The 17,245-nt window shown below is 61.5% G+C and carries 18 protein-coding genes; 13 read left to right on the forward strand and 5 right to left on the reverse strand.

Features of this window, described 5'->3' with window-relative positions:
* The first annotated feature begins 2 nt into the window (after positions 1-2).
* The 3 genes from aguB (at position 3) to MF4836_RS04305 (ending at position 2,439) form a co-directional block, all read left to right on the forward strand.
* Positions 3-881, forward strand: coding sequence for an N-carbamoylputrescine amidase (gene aguB / locus MF4836_RS04295; protein WP_078469307.1), 879 nt, complete (start codon positions 3-5; stop codon positions 879-881).
* A gap of 5 nt (positions 882-886) precedes the next feature.
* On the forward strand, positions 887-1,993 hold the full coding sequence (aguA, locus tag MF4836_RS04300; protein WP_078469308.1) for an agmatine deiminase: 1,107 nt from the start codon (positions 887-889) through the stop codon (positions 1,991-1,993).
* 245 nt (positions 1,994-2,238) lie between these two features.
* Complete coding sequence (locus MF4836_RS04305; protein ID WP_020299843.1) at positions 2,239-2,439, forward strand: hypothetical protein; 201 nt, start codon at positions 2,239-2,241, stop codon at positions 2,437-2,439.
* 93 nt (positions 2,440-2,532) lie between these two features.
* Here MF4836_RS04305 and MF4836_RS04310 read toward each other — a convergent pair whose 3' ends face one another.
* Positions 2,533-4,629 (reverse strand): TonB-dependent receptor, encoded by a 2,097-nt coding sequence (locus MF4836_RS04310; protein WP_078469309.1) that lies wholly within the window; start codon positions 4,627-4,629, stop codon positions 2,533-2,535.
* A 261-nt stretch (positions 4,630-4,890) separates the two neighbouring features.
* Between MF4836_RS04310 and MF4836_RS04315 the strand changes: the two genes are divergently transcribed.
* From MF4836_RS04315 to MF4836_RS04325, 3 genes are all read left to right on the forward strand, one after another.
* Entirely contained in the window at positions 4,891-5,586 is a 696-nt protein-coding gene (locus MF4836_RS04315; RefSeq protein ID WP_078469310.1) for a DsbA family protein, read from the forward strand.
* Positions 5,587-5,615: 29 nt separating this feature from the next.
* Positions 5,616-6,020 (forward strand): nuclear transport factor 2 family protein, encoded by a 405-nt coding sequence (locus MF4836_RS04320; protein ID WP_078469311.1) that lies wholly within the window; start codon positions 5,616-5,618, stop codon positions 6,018-6,020.
* 301 nt (positions 6,021-6,321) lie between these two features.
* The gene (locus MF4836_RS04325) at positions 6,322-7,626 is read left to right on the forward strand and encodes an OprD family porin (protein WP_078469312.1); all 1,305 of its coding nucleotides are present in this window, start codon (positions 6,322-6,324) and stop codon (positions 7,624-7,626) included.
* Between the two features lie 79 nt (positions 7,627-7,705).
* On the opposite strand, the gene MF4836_RS04330 is transcribed toward MF4836_RS04325, so the two are convergent.
* The gene (locus tag MF4836_RS04330) at positions 7,706-8,092 is read right to left on the reverse strand and encodes a c-type cytochrome (RefSeq protein ID WP_078469313.1); all 387 of its coding nucleotides are present in this window, start codon (positions 8,090-8,092) and stop codon (positions 7,706-7,708) included.
* 230 nt (positions 8,093-8,322) lie between these two features.
* Here MF4836_RS04330 and MF4836_RS04335 point away from each other — a divergent pair, with 230 nt between their 5' ends.
* The 4 genes from MF4836_RS04335 to MF4836_RS04350 all read left to right on the forward strand — a co-directional run bounded on the left by MF4836_RS04335 (position 8,323) and on the right by MF4836_RS04350 (position 10,264).
* Positions 8,323-8,760 (forward strand): SMI1/KNR4 family protein, encoded by a 438-nt coding sequence (locus MF4836_RS04335; protein ID WP_078469314.1) that lies wholly within the window; start codon positions 8,323-8,325, stop codon positions 8,758-8,760.
* A complete protein-coding gene (locus MF4836_RS04340) occupies positions 8,760-8,951 on the forward strand; it encodes a hypothetical protein (RefSeq protein ID WP_238596124.1) in 192 nt (63 codons plus the stop codon). The genes MF4836_RS04335 and MF4836_RS04340 overlap by 1 nt, the downstream gene beginning before the upstream one ends.
* Before the next feature lie 20 nt (positions 8,952-8,971).
* The gene (locus MF4836_RS04345; RefSeq protein ID WP_078469315.1) at positions 8,972-9,340 is read left to right on the forward strand and encodes a hypothetical protein; all 369 of its coding nucleotides are present in this window, start codon (positions 8,972-8,974) and stop codon (positions 9,338-9,340) included.
* A 165-nt stretch (positions 9,341-9,505) separates the two neighbouring features.
* Positions 9,506-10,264: a FadR/GntR family transcriptional regulator gene (locus tag MF4836_RS04350; RefSeq protein ID WP_078469316.1), complete on the forward strand. Its 759-nt coding sequence runs from the start codon at positions 9,506-9,508 to the stop codon at positions 10,262-10,264.
* Between the two features lie 33 nt (positions 10,265-10,297).
* Here the strand turns inward: MF4836_RS04350 and MF4836_RS04355 are convergent, their stop codons facing one another.
* The 3 genes from MF4836_RS04355 to MF4836_RS04365 form a co-directional block, all read right to left on the reverse strand.
* Entirely contained in the window at positions 10,298-11,191 is an 894-nt protein-coding gene (locus tag MF4836_RS04355) for an SMP-30/gluconolactonase/LRE family protein (protein ID WP_078469317.1), read from the reverse strand.
* Between the two features lie 67 nt (positions 11,192-11,258).
* Positions 11,259-12,083 (reverse strand): NAD-dependent epimerase/dehydratase family protein, encoded by an 825-nt coding sequence (locus tag MF4836_RS04360; RefSeq protein WP_078469318.1) that lies wholly within the window; start codon positions 12,081-12,083, stop codon positions 11,259-11,261.
* Between the two features lie 90 nt (positions 12,084-12,173).
* Complete coding sequence (locus MF4836_RS04365; protein ID WP_078469319.1) at positions 12,174-12,899, reverse strand: oligogalacturonate-specific porin KdgM family protein; 726 nt, start codon at positions 12,897-12,899, stop codon at positions 12,174-12,176.
* A gap of 358 nt (positions 12,900-13,257) precedes the next feature.
* On the opposite strand from MF4836_RS04365, the gene MF4836_RS04370 reads away from it, so the two are divergent.
* From MF4836_RS04370 to MF4836_RS04380, 3 genes are all read left to right on the forward strand, one after another.
* Complete coding sequence (locus MF4836_RS04370) at positions 13,258-14,412, forward strand: mandelate racemase family protein (RefSeq protein ID WP_078469320.1); 1,155 nt, start codon at positions 13,258-13,260, stop codon at positions 14,410-14,412.
* Positions 14,413-14,487: 75 nt separating this feature from the next.
* Positions 14,488-16,098: an ABC transporter substrate-binding protein gene (locus MF4836_RS04375; protein WP_078469321.1), complete on the forward strand. Its 1,611-nt coding sequence runs from the start codon at positions 14,488-14,490 to the stop codon at positions 16,096-16,098.
* Between the two features lie 64 nt (positions 16,099-16,162).
* Positions 16,163-17,200, forward strand: coding sequence for an ABC transporter permease (locus MF4836_RS04380; protein WP_078469322.1), 1,038 nt, complete (start codon positions 16,163-16,165; stop codon positions 17,198-17,200).
* Positions 17,201-17,245 lie beyond the last annotated feature (45 nt).

A 17,245-nucleotide genomic window follows, 5' to 3' on the forward strand; every position in this document is an offset into this window, starting at 1 on the left:
CCATGAGTCGTATCGTTACCGTCGCCGCTACCCAGATGGCTTGTTCCTGGGATCTGGAAGCCAATATCGAGACCGCTGAAAAGCTGGTCCGCGAAGCCGCAGGCCAAGGCGCGCAGATCATCCTGATCCAGGAGCTGTTCGAGACCCCGTACTTCTGCCAGAAGCCGAATCCGGACTACCTGCAGTTGGCGACGACGGTTGAAGAAAACGTCGCGATCAAGCATTTCCAGAAGGTCGCCAAGGAGCTGCAAGTGGTGTTGCCCATCAGCTTCTTCGAGCTGGCCGGGCGCGCGCGGTTCAACAGCATCGCGATCATCGACGCCGATGGCAGCAACCTCGGGATTTATCGGAAAAGCCATATTCCGGATGGTCCCGGCTACCACGAAAAGTATTACTTCAACCCGGGCGATACCGGTTTCAAGGTGTGGAACACACGCTACGCAAAAATCGGCGTCGGTATCTGCTGGGACCAGTGGTTCCCGGAATGCGCGCGGAGCATGGCGCTGCAAGGGGCGGAAATCCTGTTCTACCCCACCGCCATCGGCAGCGAGCCCCATGACCAAAGCATTTCGTCCCGCGATCATTGGCAGCGCGTGCAGCAAGGTCATGCAGGTGCCAACCTGATGCCGCTGATCGCCAGCAACCGCATCGGCAACGAAGAGCAGGACGGCTACGACATTACCTTCTACGGCTCGTCGTTTATCGCCAATCAATTCGGCGAGAAGGTCCAGGAACTGAACCAGACCGAAGAAGGGGTACTGGTTCAGAGTTTTGACCTCGACCAGCTGGAACACATTCGCAGCGCCTGGGGTTCGTTTCGTGACCGTCGTCCGAACCTGTATGGTGCGATCAAAACACTCGACGGTTCCCTGGAGTCCTAAGCACCATGAGCATTTTGCACAGCACGCCTCGCGCCGACGGCTTTTACATGCCCGCCGAATGGGCAGCGCAGACCCAGACCTGGATGATCTGGCCCGAGCGCCCGGACAACTGGCGCCTGGGCGGCAAGCCGGCGCAGGCCGCGCATGCGGCGGTGGCCCGGGCCATCGCCCGTTTTGAACCGGTGACCGTGGCGGTATCGGCCGGCCAATATGAAAACGCCCGGGCGCGCCTCGACGTCCCCAATATCCGCCTGGTGGAAATGTCCAGCGATGACGCCTGGGTCCGTGATACCGGCCCGACCTTTGTCATCAACAACAGCGGCGAAGTCCGCGGCGTGCACTGGGGGTTCAACTCCTGGGGCGGTTTCGACGGCGGCCTGTATTCGCCGTGGAACCGTGACGAGCAGGTCGCGAGCAAGGTCCTGGAAATCGAACGCTGCCAGCGCTACCGCACTGAAGGTTTTGTGCTCGAAGGCGGCTCGATCCACGTCGATGGCGAAGGCACGGTCATCACCACCGAAGAATGCCTGCTCAACCGCAATCGCAACCCGCACCTGAAGCGCGATGAGATCGAAGCGCTGCTGGGCGAGCACCTGGCGGTGGACAAGGTCATCTGGCTGCCGGATGGCCTGTTCAACGATGAAACCGACGGTCATGTGGATAACTTCTGCTGCTACGTGCGCCCGGGTGAAGTGCTGCTGGCCTGGACCGATGATCCCGAGGACCCGAACTACCCGCGCTGCCAGGCGGCGATGAAAGTGCTGGAAAGCACCCGCGATGCCAAGGGCCGCACCTTCAAGGTGCATAAAATGCCGATCCCGGGACCGCTCTATGCGACCCAGGAAGAGTGCGACGGCGTCGATGCCGTGGAAGGAACCCAGGAGCGCAACCCGTCCGTGCGCCTGGCCGGCTCTTATGTGAACTTCCTGATCGTCAACGGCGGCATCATTGCCCCAAGTTTTGACGATCCCCTGGATGACCAGGCCCGGGAGATCCTCCAGGGGCTGTTCCCGCAGCATGAAGTGGTGATGGTGCCGGGGCGCGAACTGTTACTGGGGGGCGGCAATATCCATTGCCTTACCCAACAGCAGCCTGCACCGCACAAAGGTTGAGTGGGGTTGTAACAGCCCATGTCACCTGAGTACGGGATGGGATGATGAATTTAATCCTGTACTGAGCAGCAAGCCCGCAGCCCTTATGGACTGCGGGCTTTTTTGTATCCGCCAACCCACATTGCCGGCACATTGGCACAGCTCTTGTATCAGTTCAGAGGTGATTCTGAGACCGGTAGAACTGCGATGTTCTGTCATAAACCTTGGATAAGTTAGCCGCTCACGAACCAGGAGAGAGCGCTGGAATGAATATGATCAGCGAGCGGGCATCGCATCCCTTGGCAATGAATAACGAATCGCTTCAGGCTCTGGCCCTGTGGTTGAAATCCAATGGAACGCGCCAGATCAGAGAGCCTGATCCGCGCCGGATGATCACCGAGCGCTACCCTGCCGGCTTGCTCAGCGAGGCAGAACTGCAAGCGTTGTGGGATGTAATGGAAGGATAGTCAGCAACGGATTGATAAAAGCGCTGCCGGGATGGCAGCGCTTTTTTTTGCGTGGATTTTTTAGCGGGGGTTCAGCGTCTTCCGTGGGGGGCTTCAGAAGCTGTAGGTGCCGGTGACCACCAGGCTGCGTGGGTCGCCGAACTGGATCTGCCCGGCACTGGTGGCCGTGGAGTAGTAAGTGCGGTCGCTGATGTTGTTCAGCGAGGCCCGCAGGTTCCAGTCTTTCTGCCGGAAGCCGGCCAGGGCATCCCAACGGCCATAACCGGGCAGCACCACGGTATTGAGGTTGTCGGCGTAGCGATCGCCGACCAGGGTCAGGCCGGTTTCGGCGTACCAGCCCGCTTCTGGTTTCCAGGTGATGAACAGGCTGCCGTTGCGCTTGGCGACGTTGTTGACCCGGTTGCCTTCGTCGCCGTTGTTGCTCTTGACCACGGTCGCGTCCTGCAAGCCGATGCCGCCCCGCAGCGACCAGTTGCCGACGATCTTGCCGCTGGCGGTCAGCTCCACGCCACGTGAGCGTTGCAGGCCGGTGAGCAGGATGATGTTCGGATTGTCGACGCTCCGACTGCGGCGGTTGTACAGCTCCAGTTCATAGACCGCGAGGGTGGTGCTGAAACGGTCGTCGAGCCAGTCGCTCTTGACCCCGACTTCCTTCTGCCGGGTGCGCTCGGGGCTCAGGTCATTGGTGTTGCCGTTGGCGTTGGGGGTAATGCCGATCAAGCCGCCGCCCACCGGAGAAAAGCTCTTGCTCCACGAGGCATAGAACGAGTGGTGCTCCAGAGACGTCCAGACCACCCCCAGGCGCGGGCTGGTGCTGTGGCTGTCGCGGTCGTCCTTGCGGTGGGTGACCTGGTTGTCGGTCTCGATGCTGAAGTTGTCGTAACGCAGGCCGGCGAGCAGTTGCCATTGATCGTTCAGGCGCAATTGATCTTGCACATAGACGGCACGGCTTTCGACTTCGCTCCGGTTGTGGGTGGAAATCACCATTTTCCCGGTGTGCCGCAGGTCGCGGTTCGGGTTGAACGGGTCCAGTGCCGGTACGGCCTGGCCGCCAGCGCCGACTGTGGCCGCGGTGTACAGCTTGGGGTCGCGGGTCTGATTGCCCAGCTCAACGCCGGTCAGCAAGCGGTGCTCGAGACCGAAGGTGTCGAAGGTGCCTTCCAGCTCGGTGTTGTTGTAAAGGTTGCGAGTATTGAGGTCCTGCTGCCAGCGCTGGCGGGTCACGGTCCTGTTGGCAGGGTTATAGGTGGTGACGTAGGTGTTGTCGAAATCGCTGTCGAGCTTGAACACCCCCAGGGTGTTGCGCAGCTGCCAGTTGTCGCTGAGCTCGTAGCTGAGCTTGGAGCGCAGGGATTGGGATTTGTCGTTGATGTAGTCGCGCTTGTCACCATAGGTGGTATCGCGGCTGACATCGGCCGGGCGCCCGTTGATACCGGGAATCCCGCGGTCCGGCGTACGGTCATAACGGCTGTATTCGTATTGCACCAGCCAGTTCAGGTCCGGGGTCAGTTGCCAGCTCATCGACGGTGCGAACAGCTGGCGGTTGCCGCTGACGCCATCGCGGAAACTGTTTCTATCCTCGTTGCCCATGTTCAGGCGCAGGCTGATGTTCTCCGACGGATCGCTGCTGAGGTCGGCGTAGAGGCTGCGCAAATCCTCGCTGCCGCCCCTGAGCTCGACACTGGAGCGACGGCCGAACTGCGGCAGTTTGCTTACGCGGTTGATGATCCCGCCCTGGCTGCCGCGGCCGTAAAGCACGGCGGCAGGGCCCTTGAGCACCTCGATGCGCTCGATGTTGTGCAGGTCGCGCACGTACTGGCTGTCGTCGCGTATACCGTCGAGGTAGAAGTCGTTGCTGGCGTCGAAACCGCGGATGCGCACGCTGTCGAAACGCGTATCGGCGCTGTTGCTGACGTTGGGGATGCCGCTCAGCGCCGTGCCCAGGTCATTGATCCCGTAATCCATGACGTTGGCGGTCTTGATCGAGTCGATGGCCTGGGGCACGTAGCGCAATGGCGTGGCAGTGCGAGTCGCGGTGCTGCTTTCCCTGACCCGGGGATCGTCTTCATCGGCATTGGCTTCGGCGTTGATGGCGGTGACCGGCAGGGTGGTGGCGGCGTAGCTGAACCCGGAAGTCAGCAGGGCGCACAGGCCGATGGAAACGGGCGTGAGACGAGGGTGGGCAGGCATTTAAAGCGCATCCGAAGGGTGGGTGAGTCGAGGGTGCGAATGGTAATGCTTGCTATTTGCTTTCGTTAATTATTCCTGAAAAGTTCCCTTGGGTTTATGTTTCAAATTGTGTCTTTGTCGTAAGGGGCTGGATACACGGGCCGGGAGGCCCCATTCGACCGATTGGCGAAACAGACTGAATGCCATTCCGGGGTTTTTCCGCTACGGGCCTGGGCATAGGCTGCGGCATCGGTTTTTTTCAATCTTTTGCTGGAGCCCGTCATGTCTGCCGCGACCCTTCATTACATCTACGACCCTCTTTGCGGCTGGTGCTACGGCGCCAAGCCTCTGGTACAGGCTGCACAGGCGTTAGTGCCGGTGGTGCTCCATGGCGGCGGCATGATGACCGGCCATAACCGCCAGGCCGTCTCGCCACAGTTGCGCGACTACGTGATGCCCCACGACCGGCGCATTGCCGAGTACACCGGGCAGCCGTTTGGCGAGGCGTATTTTGAAGGCCTGCTGCGCGATCATTCGGCGGTCTTCGATTCGGCGCCGCCCATTGCCGCGGTGCTTGCTGCACAGGCGTTGAGCGGGCAGGGCCTGGCGCTGCTCGGGCGATTGCAGACGGCGCACTACCTTGAAGGCCGGCGCATCGCCGACAAGGATGTACTGCAGGAGCTTGCACAAGAGCTGGGGCTGGACGCCGACAGCTTCGACGCGGCGTTCGAGTTGGCCAGCGCGCAGCAGGTAACAGACCACATCAAGGACAGCCGTGCGTTGCTGGCCCAGGTCGGTGGCCAAGGGTTCCCGACCCTGGTGCTGGAGCTGGGTGGCCAGCGGCGGCTGCTGGATATTGGCCCCTGGCTGGGCAAGCCCGAAGCGTTCGCCACCTGGCTCAACGCGGCGCTGATCGGCGAATCCGCTGTACCCTCTTCCAGCGCCCCGGTCTGTGGCCTGGACGGTTGCACCCCTTGAATGTTCTTCCCCCTGTCGCGGAGTCACCCATGGATAACCTTGCGCTGATCAAAAGCACCTACGAAGGTGCCAATTCCCAGGAAAACGCGAAGAACACGGCCGCCGCCCTGGCCCCCGATGCTCGCTGGACCGAAGCGGCGGGTTTTCCCTATGCCGGCACCTATGTGGGTTTCGAGGCCATTGTCGAGAACGTTTTCAAGCGTCTGGCCACCGAATGGGAGGGGTTCGCCTTCAAGGTCGAGAACTATGTGGCCCAGGGCGGCCAGGTGGTTGCCTACGGTAATTACACCGGCGTCTACAAGGCCACCGGCTTGCCGATAAACGTCCGCGTGGTCCATTTATGGACCCTGAAAGACGGCAAGGTCAGCCACTTCGAGCAGTTCGTCGACAGCCACCCGGTGCAGTTGGCGATGCAAGGGGCTGCTGCTCCTTGATGAAGGGCCGCACATCCGTCGCGGCCTGTCACTCAAGCGCAATGGCCCCTGCGCAAATGAATTCTTAGAAGATTTTTGCCTATTTCCAGAAGATTCTCGAAATTGACACACTGTTCTGGGCGCGGATAGGATTCGCCCCAACGCCTGTGGCCAAGAGCCATAACTTCTTAAAATAATAAAGGCCCGCCACGTTTTCTCGTGGGGCGGGCCTTTTTATTTTCGGGTCGCAAAAGAGCGCTAAGACGCCATCCGGACCGGGTTCCACAGCGCGTAATCAACCCGTAATAAGGAAAATAAAAGAATGTTGAAACAACGGATCTGCCTGATTGCACTGGGGATTTTGGGCGCTACTCAAGCCATGGCTAACGACCAGGCTGAGTCCAAGGGCTTTGTTGAAGACGCCAGCCTGAAAGTGCTGCTGCGTAACGCTTATATCAATCGCGACAAGAAAGACGGTAATCACGATCAGCGCGAGTGGGGCCAAGCGGCTATCGGTACCTTCTCTTCCGGTTTCACCCAGGGCACGGTCGGTGTGGGCGTTGACGCCTTCGGCCTGTACGGCCTGCGTCTGGACCGTGGTAGCCACGCTGGCGGCGCCGGCATCGACTTCTTCAAGCAGAGCGAAAACGGCAACAAGACGCCGGCTGGCGACCTGGCCAAGGCCGGTGGTGCAGTCAAGTTCCGTGTTTCCAACACCACCCTGGCGTACGGCGACCAGATGCCTGAGCTGCCGGTCCTGAACTACGACAGTTCGCGCCTGCTGCCGGAAAGCTACACCGGTACCCTGATCACTTCCAAAGAGATCAAGGGCCTGGTGCTGAACGCCGGTCGTTTCACCGCTGAGTCGCGCAAGAGCGCCGAAGGCCGTGACAGCGGTGGTCTGAAGTCGATCAACGTTTTGGGCGGTGCCTATCAGTTCACCGAACAGTTCAAGGGCGCGCTGTACGCTTCCGACGTCGAAGACGTGCTGAAGAAGCAATACGTGAACCTGAACTACGTGTTCCCGTTGGCCACCTCCCAGTCCCTGACCCTGGACTTCAACGGCTACCGCACCGAGCTGGACAAGTCCTACGCGCAGAAGACCAACGCTGGCGGCGAAGACAACAAGATCTGGAGCCTGGCCGCTGTCTACGCCGTGGGTCCTCACTCGTTCACCCTGGCCCACCAGCGCAGCACCGGTGACAGCAACCTGGGCTACGCCTATGGCGGCTACCAGAAGCAGCAAGGTCGTGTCGGTGACGGTGGTAACACCATCTACCTGGCCAACTCCTACTGGTCCGACTTCAACGCTGAAGACGAGCGCAGCTGGCAGTTGGGCTACGGCCTGGACTTCGGTACGTTCGGCGTGCCTGGCCTGAGCTACAACCTGGCCTACGTGCGTGGTGACAACATCACTTCGACCAACAGCGCTGGCGCGACCACCACTGGTGGTACCGAGCGTGAAATCTTCAACCAGGTCAAGTACGTGGTGCAGAGCGGCCCGGCCAAAGACCTGAGCGTGAAGGTTCGTAGCTCGATCCTGCGCGTGGCGCAGAAATCCAGCGGCTACAACGACAGCGGCAACGAACTGCGTGTGTTCGTCGACTACCCGATCAACGTGTTCTGATTCTGGCGCACACGGGTAACGCAAAAGGCCTCACAGCGATGTGAGGCCTTTTTTTTTGCCTGGGGAATGCCTCCCGGCCTTATGGCTGCTCGGCAAAGGTTTGTAGATAGGCCAGCAGGTTGTCGATTTTTTCTGCATCGCTCAGCCCCCAGAAGATCATCCGCGTGCCGGGCACCACGGCCTTGGGGTCTTCGAGGTAGGCCACCAGTTTGTCGCGGGTCCAGACCACGCCGGAGTTCTTCATGGCCTCCGAATACTGGTAGTCGCTGGCACTGCCCGCCGGGCGTCCGATGATGCCGTTGAGCTGGGGCCCAAAAGAGCTGCGTACCGAAGGCCCGATAGTGTGGCAGCCGCCGCAGATCCGCTTGAACAGCTTGCCGCCGGCCTCGGCATCGCCTTGCGCGTGGGCGAGACTGCCGAGCAGGGCCAGGGTGAACAGTAGGGCCAGGGCTGCGGTTTTCTTCATGGGGGACTCCAGATCGGCAACGGCTTGCGGCAAAAACGCGCGGCTATTTCAGCATGAAAAACCCGTGGCCGGGGTTCGCAGATCAAAGGTCCGGCGCGTGGGGCTTGAGGGATAGGGATTGGCGCCGATCCGAAACTGCTCATAAACTGCCGCGCGACAGTGGTTGGCAGGCAGATTGCCGCGTTCGGTCGAGCGTCGGCATTATCGGTTTTTTCAAGGAGGAGGCAGCGATGGCTCAGGCACGGGTGATTGGCACGTCGATAGCGGCCATCCAGGCGGCAGAGAGCGAGCTGGGGCGGCGTTTGCCCGAGTCTTTTACGCAATGGCTGCTGGTCAATAACGGCCGCTCGCTAGGCGCGCTGACGGTGTTTCCGGTGTTTGATGCGCGGGATCCGCGCAAGACCTGGGACTCCATCGTTCGGCAGTACCAGGAGGGCTGGCTGGTGTGGCTGGACAACGTGGCCGACACCGCGAGCGACTTCTCGGCATTGCTGCCGTTTGCCGAGTTCGGCACCGGGGATTACTACTGTTTCGACTACGCCGTGGCAGGCGCTGGCGGCGAGCCGGTGGTGGTCCTGTGGTCCCACGAAAGCGGCGTGACCCAGCGGGTGGCGGACAGCTTCATGGCGTTTATGCAGCTGTCCGAGCACCGTGTGAGAGGGGTTTGATGATGATCGACACGTCGCCGCAGGACGTGTTTGAAACCGCAGACGGCGAGGTGCGGGTGGTGCTTGAGCAAGGCTCATCCATTCATCTCAAGGCGGCCAGCGCCTACAACGATCCTGTCGAGCTTACGGCCACCCAGGCCCTGGAAATTGCCGATATCCTCCGTCACTTTGCTAGTCGCCTGGGCGCTTGAACAGGCCAACGGATCTCCCCATGAACATGCCCACACAGCTCCAGGCCTATGCCGCGGCCCAGGCCCTGGTCGACGCCCTTGATCGGCGCGACACCGACACCCTTCAGCAGGGCTTCTGCATCAGCGACGCGGTCCTGGAAGAGGTTTACCAAGCCTTGGATGACTCATTCGATCCGGGCTCCCGCTTGTCTCTCGCGCCTGTTGCCCTGGCCTTCGCCGAGCGCGGAGGGCAACGGCGGTTTATCGACCTCTATCAACAGAACGACCAGGCCGTGGCCCTGGACTGCGTGCTGTTCGCCGATGGCCAGCCAAGCGAGACGGCAGTGTATCTGGCGCTGCACCAGGTCGATGGCCAGTGGTTGGCGCACTACAAGTACATCGGTCACTGAGGCCCCCAGGTAGCGGGCGCGCGGGGAGATGGGAAGCGTTCGGTTTAAAGCAATTGCGCTGAGTTCGTATGCAAATCGCCGCACTTGTTGCGTACAAAGGTAGTTGTCGTACAACTGCTTGAGCTATCATGAGCCTTCATCCGTAAACCTGGATACACGCTCTTAATGGACCACCAGAACGTCCAACCCACCGTCCGCCGAAAGCACCGCAGCCTGGCCCAGGAACTGGTCACCGAACTGTCGCGGCGCATTCGTGAAGGTGAGATCGAGCGCGGGGCGAAGCTGCCCACCGAGTCTCAGGTCATGGACGAGCATAAGGTCAGCCGCACCGTGGTCCGCGAGGCCATTTCCCGGTTGCAGGCCGCGGGCCTGGTGGAAACCCGCCACGGTATCGGCACCTTTGTCCGCGATATCCCCAGCCCCAGCGGCTTTTGTATCGACCCCGAGACCATCGTCACCCTGCATGACGTGCTGGCGGTGCTCGAGTTGCGCATCAGCCTGGAAGTGGAGGCGGCAGGCCTGGCCTGTGTGCGGCGTACCGATGAGCAATTGCGCCTGATGCGCGACTCCCTCGATGCCCTGAATTCCCCGGCGGTCAGTGTCGATTACGCGGTGGCGGCGGACTTTCAGTTTCACCAGCAGATCGCCCTGGCTACGGGCAATCGCTACTTCACCGACATCATGTTGCACATGGGGGTCAGCATCATTCCCCGGACCCGCCTGCACTCCAAGCGCCTGGTGAATGATGCCAAGGAGCCCTACCTGGAGCGCTTGAGCCGCGAGCACGAAGACATCTATCAGGCGATTGCCCGACGTGATGCCGACGCCGCACGTGCCGCGATGCGCCTGCACCTGTCCAACAGTCGCGAGCGCATGCGCAAGGCGTACGAAGCCTTCGACGCGGCGGCCGCACTGACTTCCTGAGCGCCGCCGCCAAGGCCTTTCAGCCGAGGTTGTTCAACTGCGCGCCTGGGGCTCGGGCAAGCCTTTGACCCCGGGGTTCAAGGCGAACACGCCACCGGCCAGCGGCTGGTCGCCAAGGTCGATGCCCTGGGGGCGAATCGAGGTCACAAACAAAGTGTCGAGCCCGGCGCCGCCAAAGGCGCACATGGTCGGTTTCTTCACCGGCAGCGGCAGCGAGCGGTCCAGCTTGCCCTCGGGGGTGAAGCGCAGCACCAGGCCGGCATCGATGGCGCAGATCCAGTAGCACCCCTCGGCATCGACCGCCGCGCCGTCTGGCCGGCCGGGGTGGGCGTTCATGTCGACGAAGCTGCGCCGGTTGTGGGGGGTGCCGCTGTCGATGTCGTAGTCGAAGGCCCAGATCTGCTGCACCGTGGGGTGCGAGTCCGACAGGTACAGGGTCTTGCCGTCCGGGCTGAAGGCCAGTCCATTGCCCACCAGCAGGCCGTCCAGTTGTGCGCTCAGTGGCTCGACCAGGCCCGGGGTTTGCCCGTCGTAACGGTACAGCGCCCCCACCGGGTCGGTGCCCATAGCGGGCTGCATGGTGCTGGACCAGAAACGCCCCTGGCGGTCGCAGCGCCCGTCGTTGAAACGCATGTTGGCCCGAGCGTGTTCAACCCCGGCGCGTTTTTCGGCGTGCAGGCGGCCGTCGGCCTGGGGCGTGAGTTGGAAGATGCCGCTTTCCTGGGCCCCGAGCCAGTGGCCCTGGGGGCTGCGGACGATGCAGGCGAGCATCTCGTCGGCCTGCCAGGATTCGGTCTTGCCGTCCGCCTGCCAGCGATGCAGGCGGCCCGCAGGGATATCGACCCAATACAAGGCATTTTCCTGCACGTGCCAGACCGGGCTTTCACCGGTGGCATTGCGGGCATCGACGATGAGTTCGGCGTTCATACCGTGGGCTCCAGAAGGTAGGGGGCGGCGGCGCCCGTGCGCCGCCGCGCAGGGAGAAGGGGCAGTCTCAGTCGCCGAACGGCCCGGCTGCGGTAAACGCGCCGCCCTGGAACAGGCTGTTGGGATCATCGGCCGCAGGCTTGGGCTGCTGCTCGATCTGCGGGCGAAATTTTTCCGAGCTGTCCTGCGGGGCAAACTCCAGGTGCGCGGCGTGACGGTTGTTCCACCACAGGTCGCGGTTGGCGGATACGCCGTAGACCACGCTATGCCCGACATCACTGGCCAGCAGTGCGCGTTCCACCAGGTGGTCGAGGTCCTGGTAACTGAGCCATGTGGACAGCATCCGCAGGTTGCGCGGTTCGGGGAATGACGAACCGATGCGCAGGCTCACGGTTTCGATGCCGTAGCGGTGAAAGTAGAAGGTCGCCAGGTCTTCGCCATAGGACTTGGACAGCGCGTAATAACCGTCCGGGCGGCGCAGGCTGTGGGCGTCGAGTTCTGCGTCCTGCGGGTAGAAGCCGGTGACGTGGTTCGAGCTGGCGAACACCACGCGTTTGATCCCGTGTTTGCGCGCCGCTTCGTAAATATGAAAGGTGCCGCGAATGTTGGCATCGAGAATTTCTTCGAAGGGCCGCTCAACGGAAATCCCGCCGAGGTGGACGATGGCCTCCACGTCCTTGACCAGGGCTTCGACCCCGGCCTTGTCGGCCAGGTTGCAGTTGATCACTTCGTCATGCGCGCCGCGGCTGGGTGCCATGGGGCTGATGTCCGAGGAGCGGACGACGGCGGCGTGGGCCTGCAGGGTTTCCCTGAGTATCTGGCCCAGGCCACCGGCGGCGCCCGTCAGCAGGATGCGGGTGAAGGGTTTGCGCGAAGGGGGCTGTGTGGTCATGGTCGGGTCTTCCATAGAGCTGTGGTTGCGAAGGGGGAGGGGGCGGCCAGGCCTGGTGAACGATGCGCGATCGCCAGGCCGGCTCGACTGTTACATGAAGTTGTACTGGATCCCGAAGCGCCAGCGGGCTTGACGGTCATCACTGGTGGAATTGACTTTGACGTCGCCGATCTCGATGAACGGAACCCACTCCTTGGTGAGTTTGTATTTGACGATCATGTTCTGCTCGTAGTCGCTCTTCTTGTTGTCGTAGCGGATGTAGTCGGTCTTGAAGTAGATGAACTGGTACTCATAGGCCCACTTGCTGGCCGGGGTATAGCCCAGCCAGCCTTCGAAACGGTTGGTGTTCTGGTTGTCCTTGGCGCGATCAGGCAAGTCTTCGTTGATCTGGTCGCGGTCGAGCTTCTTGGCATCGAGCCGGTAGCGCGTGGCGACGTAGAAGGCATCGTTGATCTTGTAGTTGTACTTGAGCCCGAACTTGTAGCTGGTCGAGTCCTTCGAGCTGTCCATCTGGAACGCCGGGGTCAGGGTCGACTGGGGGCTCAGCTTGTAGTTGTAGCTGACGGTGAACTCGTGACCGTTGTTGACCATGTTGTCGTAGGCGACGTCTTCGCGATCGCCGGCCGTGCGGTATTTCATCTCCGCCTCAAACCCCAGACCACTGTCCAGGCGATAGCCGAGCTTGATCCGATCGGCGTGGGCGCTGTCGTCTTCAGTGAACTGGTGGCGGTAGTTGATGTTGGCGGAATCGGCGCTGGCGCAGAAAGGCAGGCTGAGTGTGGCGAGCGTAACGAGGGTACGGAATGTGATGTTCATGGAGTCTTCTTTTATTGTTTTTGTTGGGTTTGTGAACAGTGCGGCTGGCAGCAGAGGTGTTGCGGAGGTCTCATTTCTTGGTGTCGATATACGTTATCGTACGACTATGGGGGTGTCTACGGGTTATGGCCCTGTTTGTAACACCTTGTTACATATATAGCCTGTAGATAGGGCTCTAGAGATCACTATGTTGTCTTTAAGTCATCTTTAAATAGGGGCTTTTGCGGGGCTTACGGGGTAAAATGCGCGGAAATTCGGAGGTTATTTTTCGTCTTTTCAAGTGTTGTACGATGACGTATGATCATTTTCAGCAGGCGACATTCCTGTCATAAATCTAATAAGCAGGCTAAAGACGTCCATGAGAATTACAGCAGTCAACGTCCAGGTTTTTTCCTACCCGACCCGTCGCGCTGTCGACAGTGCGGGCCACGCCCACCCCGGTGATGTCGCCCAGGCCAAGATGGCCCTGCTGCGCATCCAGACCGAAGACGGCAATGAGGGTTATGCCTTCGGCGCCCCTGAATTGATCCGTCCTTATGTGCTCGATGGTTTTGTGCGCAAGGTGCTGATCGGGCAGAACGCCCTCGATCGCGAAAAGATCTGGCACGACCTGGTGCACTGGCAACGCGGCAGCGCCAGCCAACTCACCGACCGTGCCCTGGCCCTGGTGGAACAGGCGCTGTGGGACTGGGCCGGGCGCAAGTTCAACGTACCGGTGCACAAACTCATCGGCGGTTTCCGCGACAAGGTGCCGGCGTACGGCTCGACCATGTGTGGGGATGAATTGCCAGGCGGCCTGGCGACCCCGGAAGACTACGGCCGTTTTGCCGAGACCCTGGTCCAGCGCGGCTACAAGGCGATCAAGCTGCACACCTGGATGCCGCCGGTGTCGTTTGCGCCAAGCCCGCGTATCGACGTCAAGGCCTGCGCCGCCGTGCGTGAAGCGGTCGGCCCGGACATCGCCCTGATGCTCGATGGCTACCACTGGTACAACCGCACCGACGCTCTCTACATTGGTCGCGAATTGCAGAAGCTCGACTTCGCCTGGTTCGAAGAACCGATGATGGAAGACTCCGCCGAGTCCTACGCCTGGTTGGCGGGGCAGCTGGATATTCCGGTACTCGGCCCGGAAACCCTGGCCGGCAAGCACCTGAGCCGTGCCAGCTGGGTGAAGAACGATGTCTGCGACATCCTGCGCGCCGGTGTCGCCGGTGTCGGCGGTATTGCCCCCTGCCTGAAGGTGGCGCACATGGCCGAATCCTTCGGCATGGATTGCGAGATCCACGGCAACGGCGCGGCCAACCTGGCGGTGGTCGGGGCAATCAAGAACTGCACCTGGTACGAGCGTGGCCTGCTGCACCCGTACCTGGACTACGACGAAGTCCCGGCCTACCTCAAGCGTCTGGTCGACCCGATGGACAGCGACGGTTTCGTCCACCTGTCCGACCTGCCGGGCCTGGGTGAAGAGATCGACTTCGAGTTCATCGAAACCAACACGCTCAACAGTTTCTGATGTGTAACGCGGGCTTCCCGGTTCAGGCCGGGTAGCCCGAGAGCCCTGAATAAATATAAGAAAGGCACTCTCACTATGAGCATTCTCCCCTCGCTTTGGGCGCGGGTATTTGCGGCTACTCTGGCGATCTCCACCTTGCCTGTCGCTTATGCCAAGACCCCGGCCGATCAACTGATTGTCGGCATGAGCATGATCAACCTGTTGTCCCTGGACCCTGCCGCCGCCACCGGGCTGGATGTCTCGGAGATCAACGCCAACCTCTACGACATGCTGCTGGTGCAGGATGTGGCCCAGCCTGATCGCCTGGTTCCGGCCCTGGCCGAACGCTGGCAGGTCAGCGACGACCGCAAGACCCTGACCTTCACCCTGCGTCCCGGGGTCAAGTTCCAGTCCGGCAACCCCCTGAGCGCCGAAGACGTCGCCTGGTCCCTGCAGCGGGTACTCAAGCTCAACCTGGCCCTGGCCTCGACCTGGAAGGCCTACGGTTTCAGCGCGGAAAACGTCGAGCAGTACATGCGCGCCACCGACGCCACTACCTTTGTCATCGAGCTGCCACGGCCGACCGACCCGCTCCTGGTGCTCAACACCCTGGCCACCTCGCCCAGCGCGTTTGTCCTCGACCGCAAGAAGGTGCTGGAGCACCAGAAGAACAACGACCTGGGCGCCGCCTGGCTGGTGACCCACGCCGCCGGCAGTGGCGCCTTTGTGCTCAATGACTGGCGCGCCAACGATGTGATCCTCATGAGCCGTTTCGACGGTTACTGGGGTGGACCGGCCAAGCTCAAGCGCATCGTCATGCGCAACATGACCGAGTCCCAGTCTCTGCGCCTGATGATCGAGCGCGGCGACCTGGACATCGCCAAGGGCATGTCGGCACCGGATATCGAAGCCCTGCAAGGCAGTGACAAGGTGCGCACCCAGACCCTGCAGCGCGGCACCCTGTACTACGTCGCCCTGAGCGTGAAGCAGCCGATGTTCGCCGATGCCCGGGTGCGCAAGGCGGTGCGTTCGCTGATCGATTACCAGGGCATCAACCAGACCGTGATGCCGCACTACGGCCTGATCAACCAGCGGCCGTTGCCCCTGGGCCTGGCGGCGCGCCTGCCGGATCCGGGCTACCGGCTGAATGTCGAGGAAGCGAAAAAACTCCTGGCCGAAGCCGGCTACCCCAATGGCTTCAAGACCAGCATCCGGGTGCTGACCGATCCGCCTTTCATCAACATCGCCTCCAACCTGCAATCGACCCTGGCCCAGGCCGGGATCCAGGCCAGCATCATCACCGGCACCGGTAACCAGATCTACGGTGCGATGCGCGAGCGCAACTTCGACATCATCGTCGGCCGTGGCGGCGGCGGTGCTGAGCGGCATCCGCATTCCAGCCTGCGGACCCTGGTGTACAACCCTGACAACCGCGATGAAGCCAAGTTGAGCAACTTCCAGGGCTGGCGCACTTCGTTCTACAGCCCCGAGCTGAACCAACTGATCGAGAGCGCCGAGGTCGAGCCTGACGCCAGCAAACAACTGGCCCAGTACCTGCAGATCCAGGAGCAACTCGACCAGCAGGTGGGCGCCATTCTGCCGGTCTCGCAAATGACCGATACGGTGCTGATCTACGGCGACGTTGCCGACTATCAAGGCCACACGGCCGCGACCACTCGCTACAAAGACGTCTACAAGAATCGCTGAGTGTGGCGCGGGGCCTGGCCCTGCGCCCTTGGTGTACCGGTGACTGTTTTATCAGGAGCTCACTATGTTTGTTTCGACTGCCTCCGTGTTGGGGGCTCGCGCTTCCAATACCGCCCGGCGTGTCAGCACGGTCCTGGTGACCTTGCTCGGCCTGCTGGCGCTGACCTTTATCATTGGTCGGGTCATGCCGCTGGATCCCGTGCTGGCGGTGGTCGGGCCAGACGCCGACAGTTCCACCTACGACCAGGTGTACCGGGCCATGGGCCTGGACAAGCCGATCTGGACCCAGTTCGGGCTGTACCTCAACGACCTGCTCCACGGTGATTTCGGCAACGCCCTGTTGACCGGCCACCCGGTGCTGGAAGACATCAAGCGGGTATTCCCGGCGACCATCGAACTGGCGACCCTGGCGATTCTGTTCGGGGTCCTGATCGGCCTGCCGCTGGGTGTGTGCGCCGCCAGCAACCAGGGGCGCCTGGGGGACCATATCGCCCGGGTCATCACCCTGTTCGGTTACTCCACACCGATTTTCTGGCTGGGCATGATGGGCCTGCTGGTGTTCTACGCCTGGCTCGGGTGGGCCGGCGGCGCCGGACGCATCGACCTGGCCTACGACGGCATGGTGCCGGAAGTGACCGGCCTGCTGCTGATCGACTCGACCCTGGCCCGGGACTGGGACGCCTTTGCCAGCGCCCTGCGCCATATCATCCTGCCGTCGCTGATCCTGGGCCTGAACTCGGTGGCCTACATCAGCCGCATGACCCGCAGTTTCATGCTTGAGCAGTTGTCCCAGGAATACATCATCACCGCCCGGGTCAAGGGGTTGTCCCGCCGCCAGGTGGTCTGGGGCCATGCCTTTCGCAACATCCTCGTGCAACTGCTGACGGTGGTCGCGCTGGCCTACGGCTCGCTGCTCGAAGGCGCGGTGCTGATCGAGACCGTGTTTGCCTGGCCCGGTTTCGGCCAGTACCTGACCAGCAGCCTGATGCTTGGCGACATGAACGCGGTGATGGGCTGTGTGCTGGTGATCGGCCTGATCTTCGTCGCCCTGAACCTGATCAGCGACGCCTTGTACAAGGTGTTCGACCCGCGTACCCGCTGAGCCGTTTTGCCGTTGCGAACCGATAAAAATATAAGAAGAAGGATC

The organism is Pseudomonas sp. MF4836 (genome assembly GCF_002018875.1).
GTDB lineage: Bacteria > Pseudomonadota > Gammaproteobacteria > Pseudomonadales > Pseudomonadaceae > Aquipseudomonas.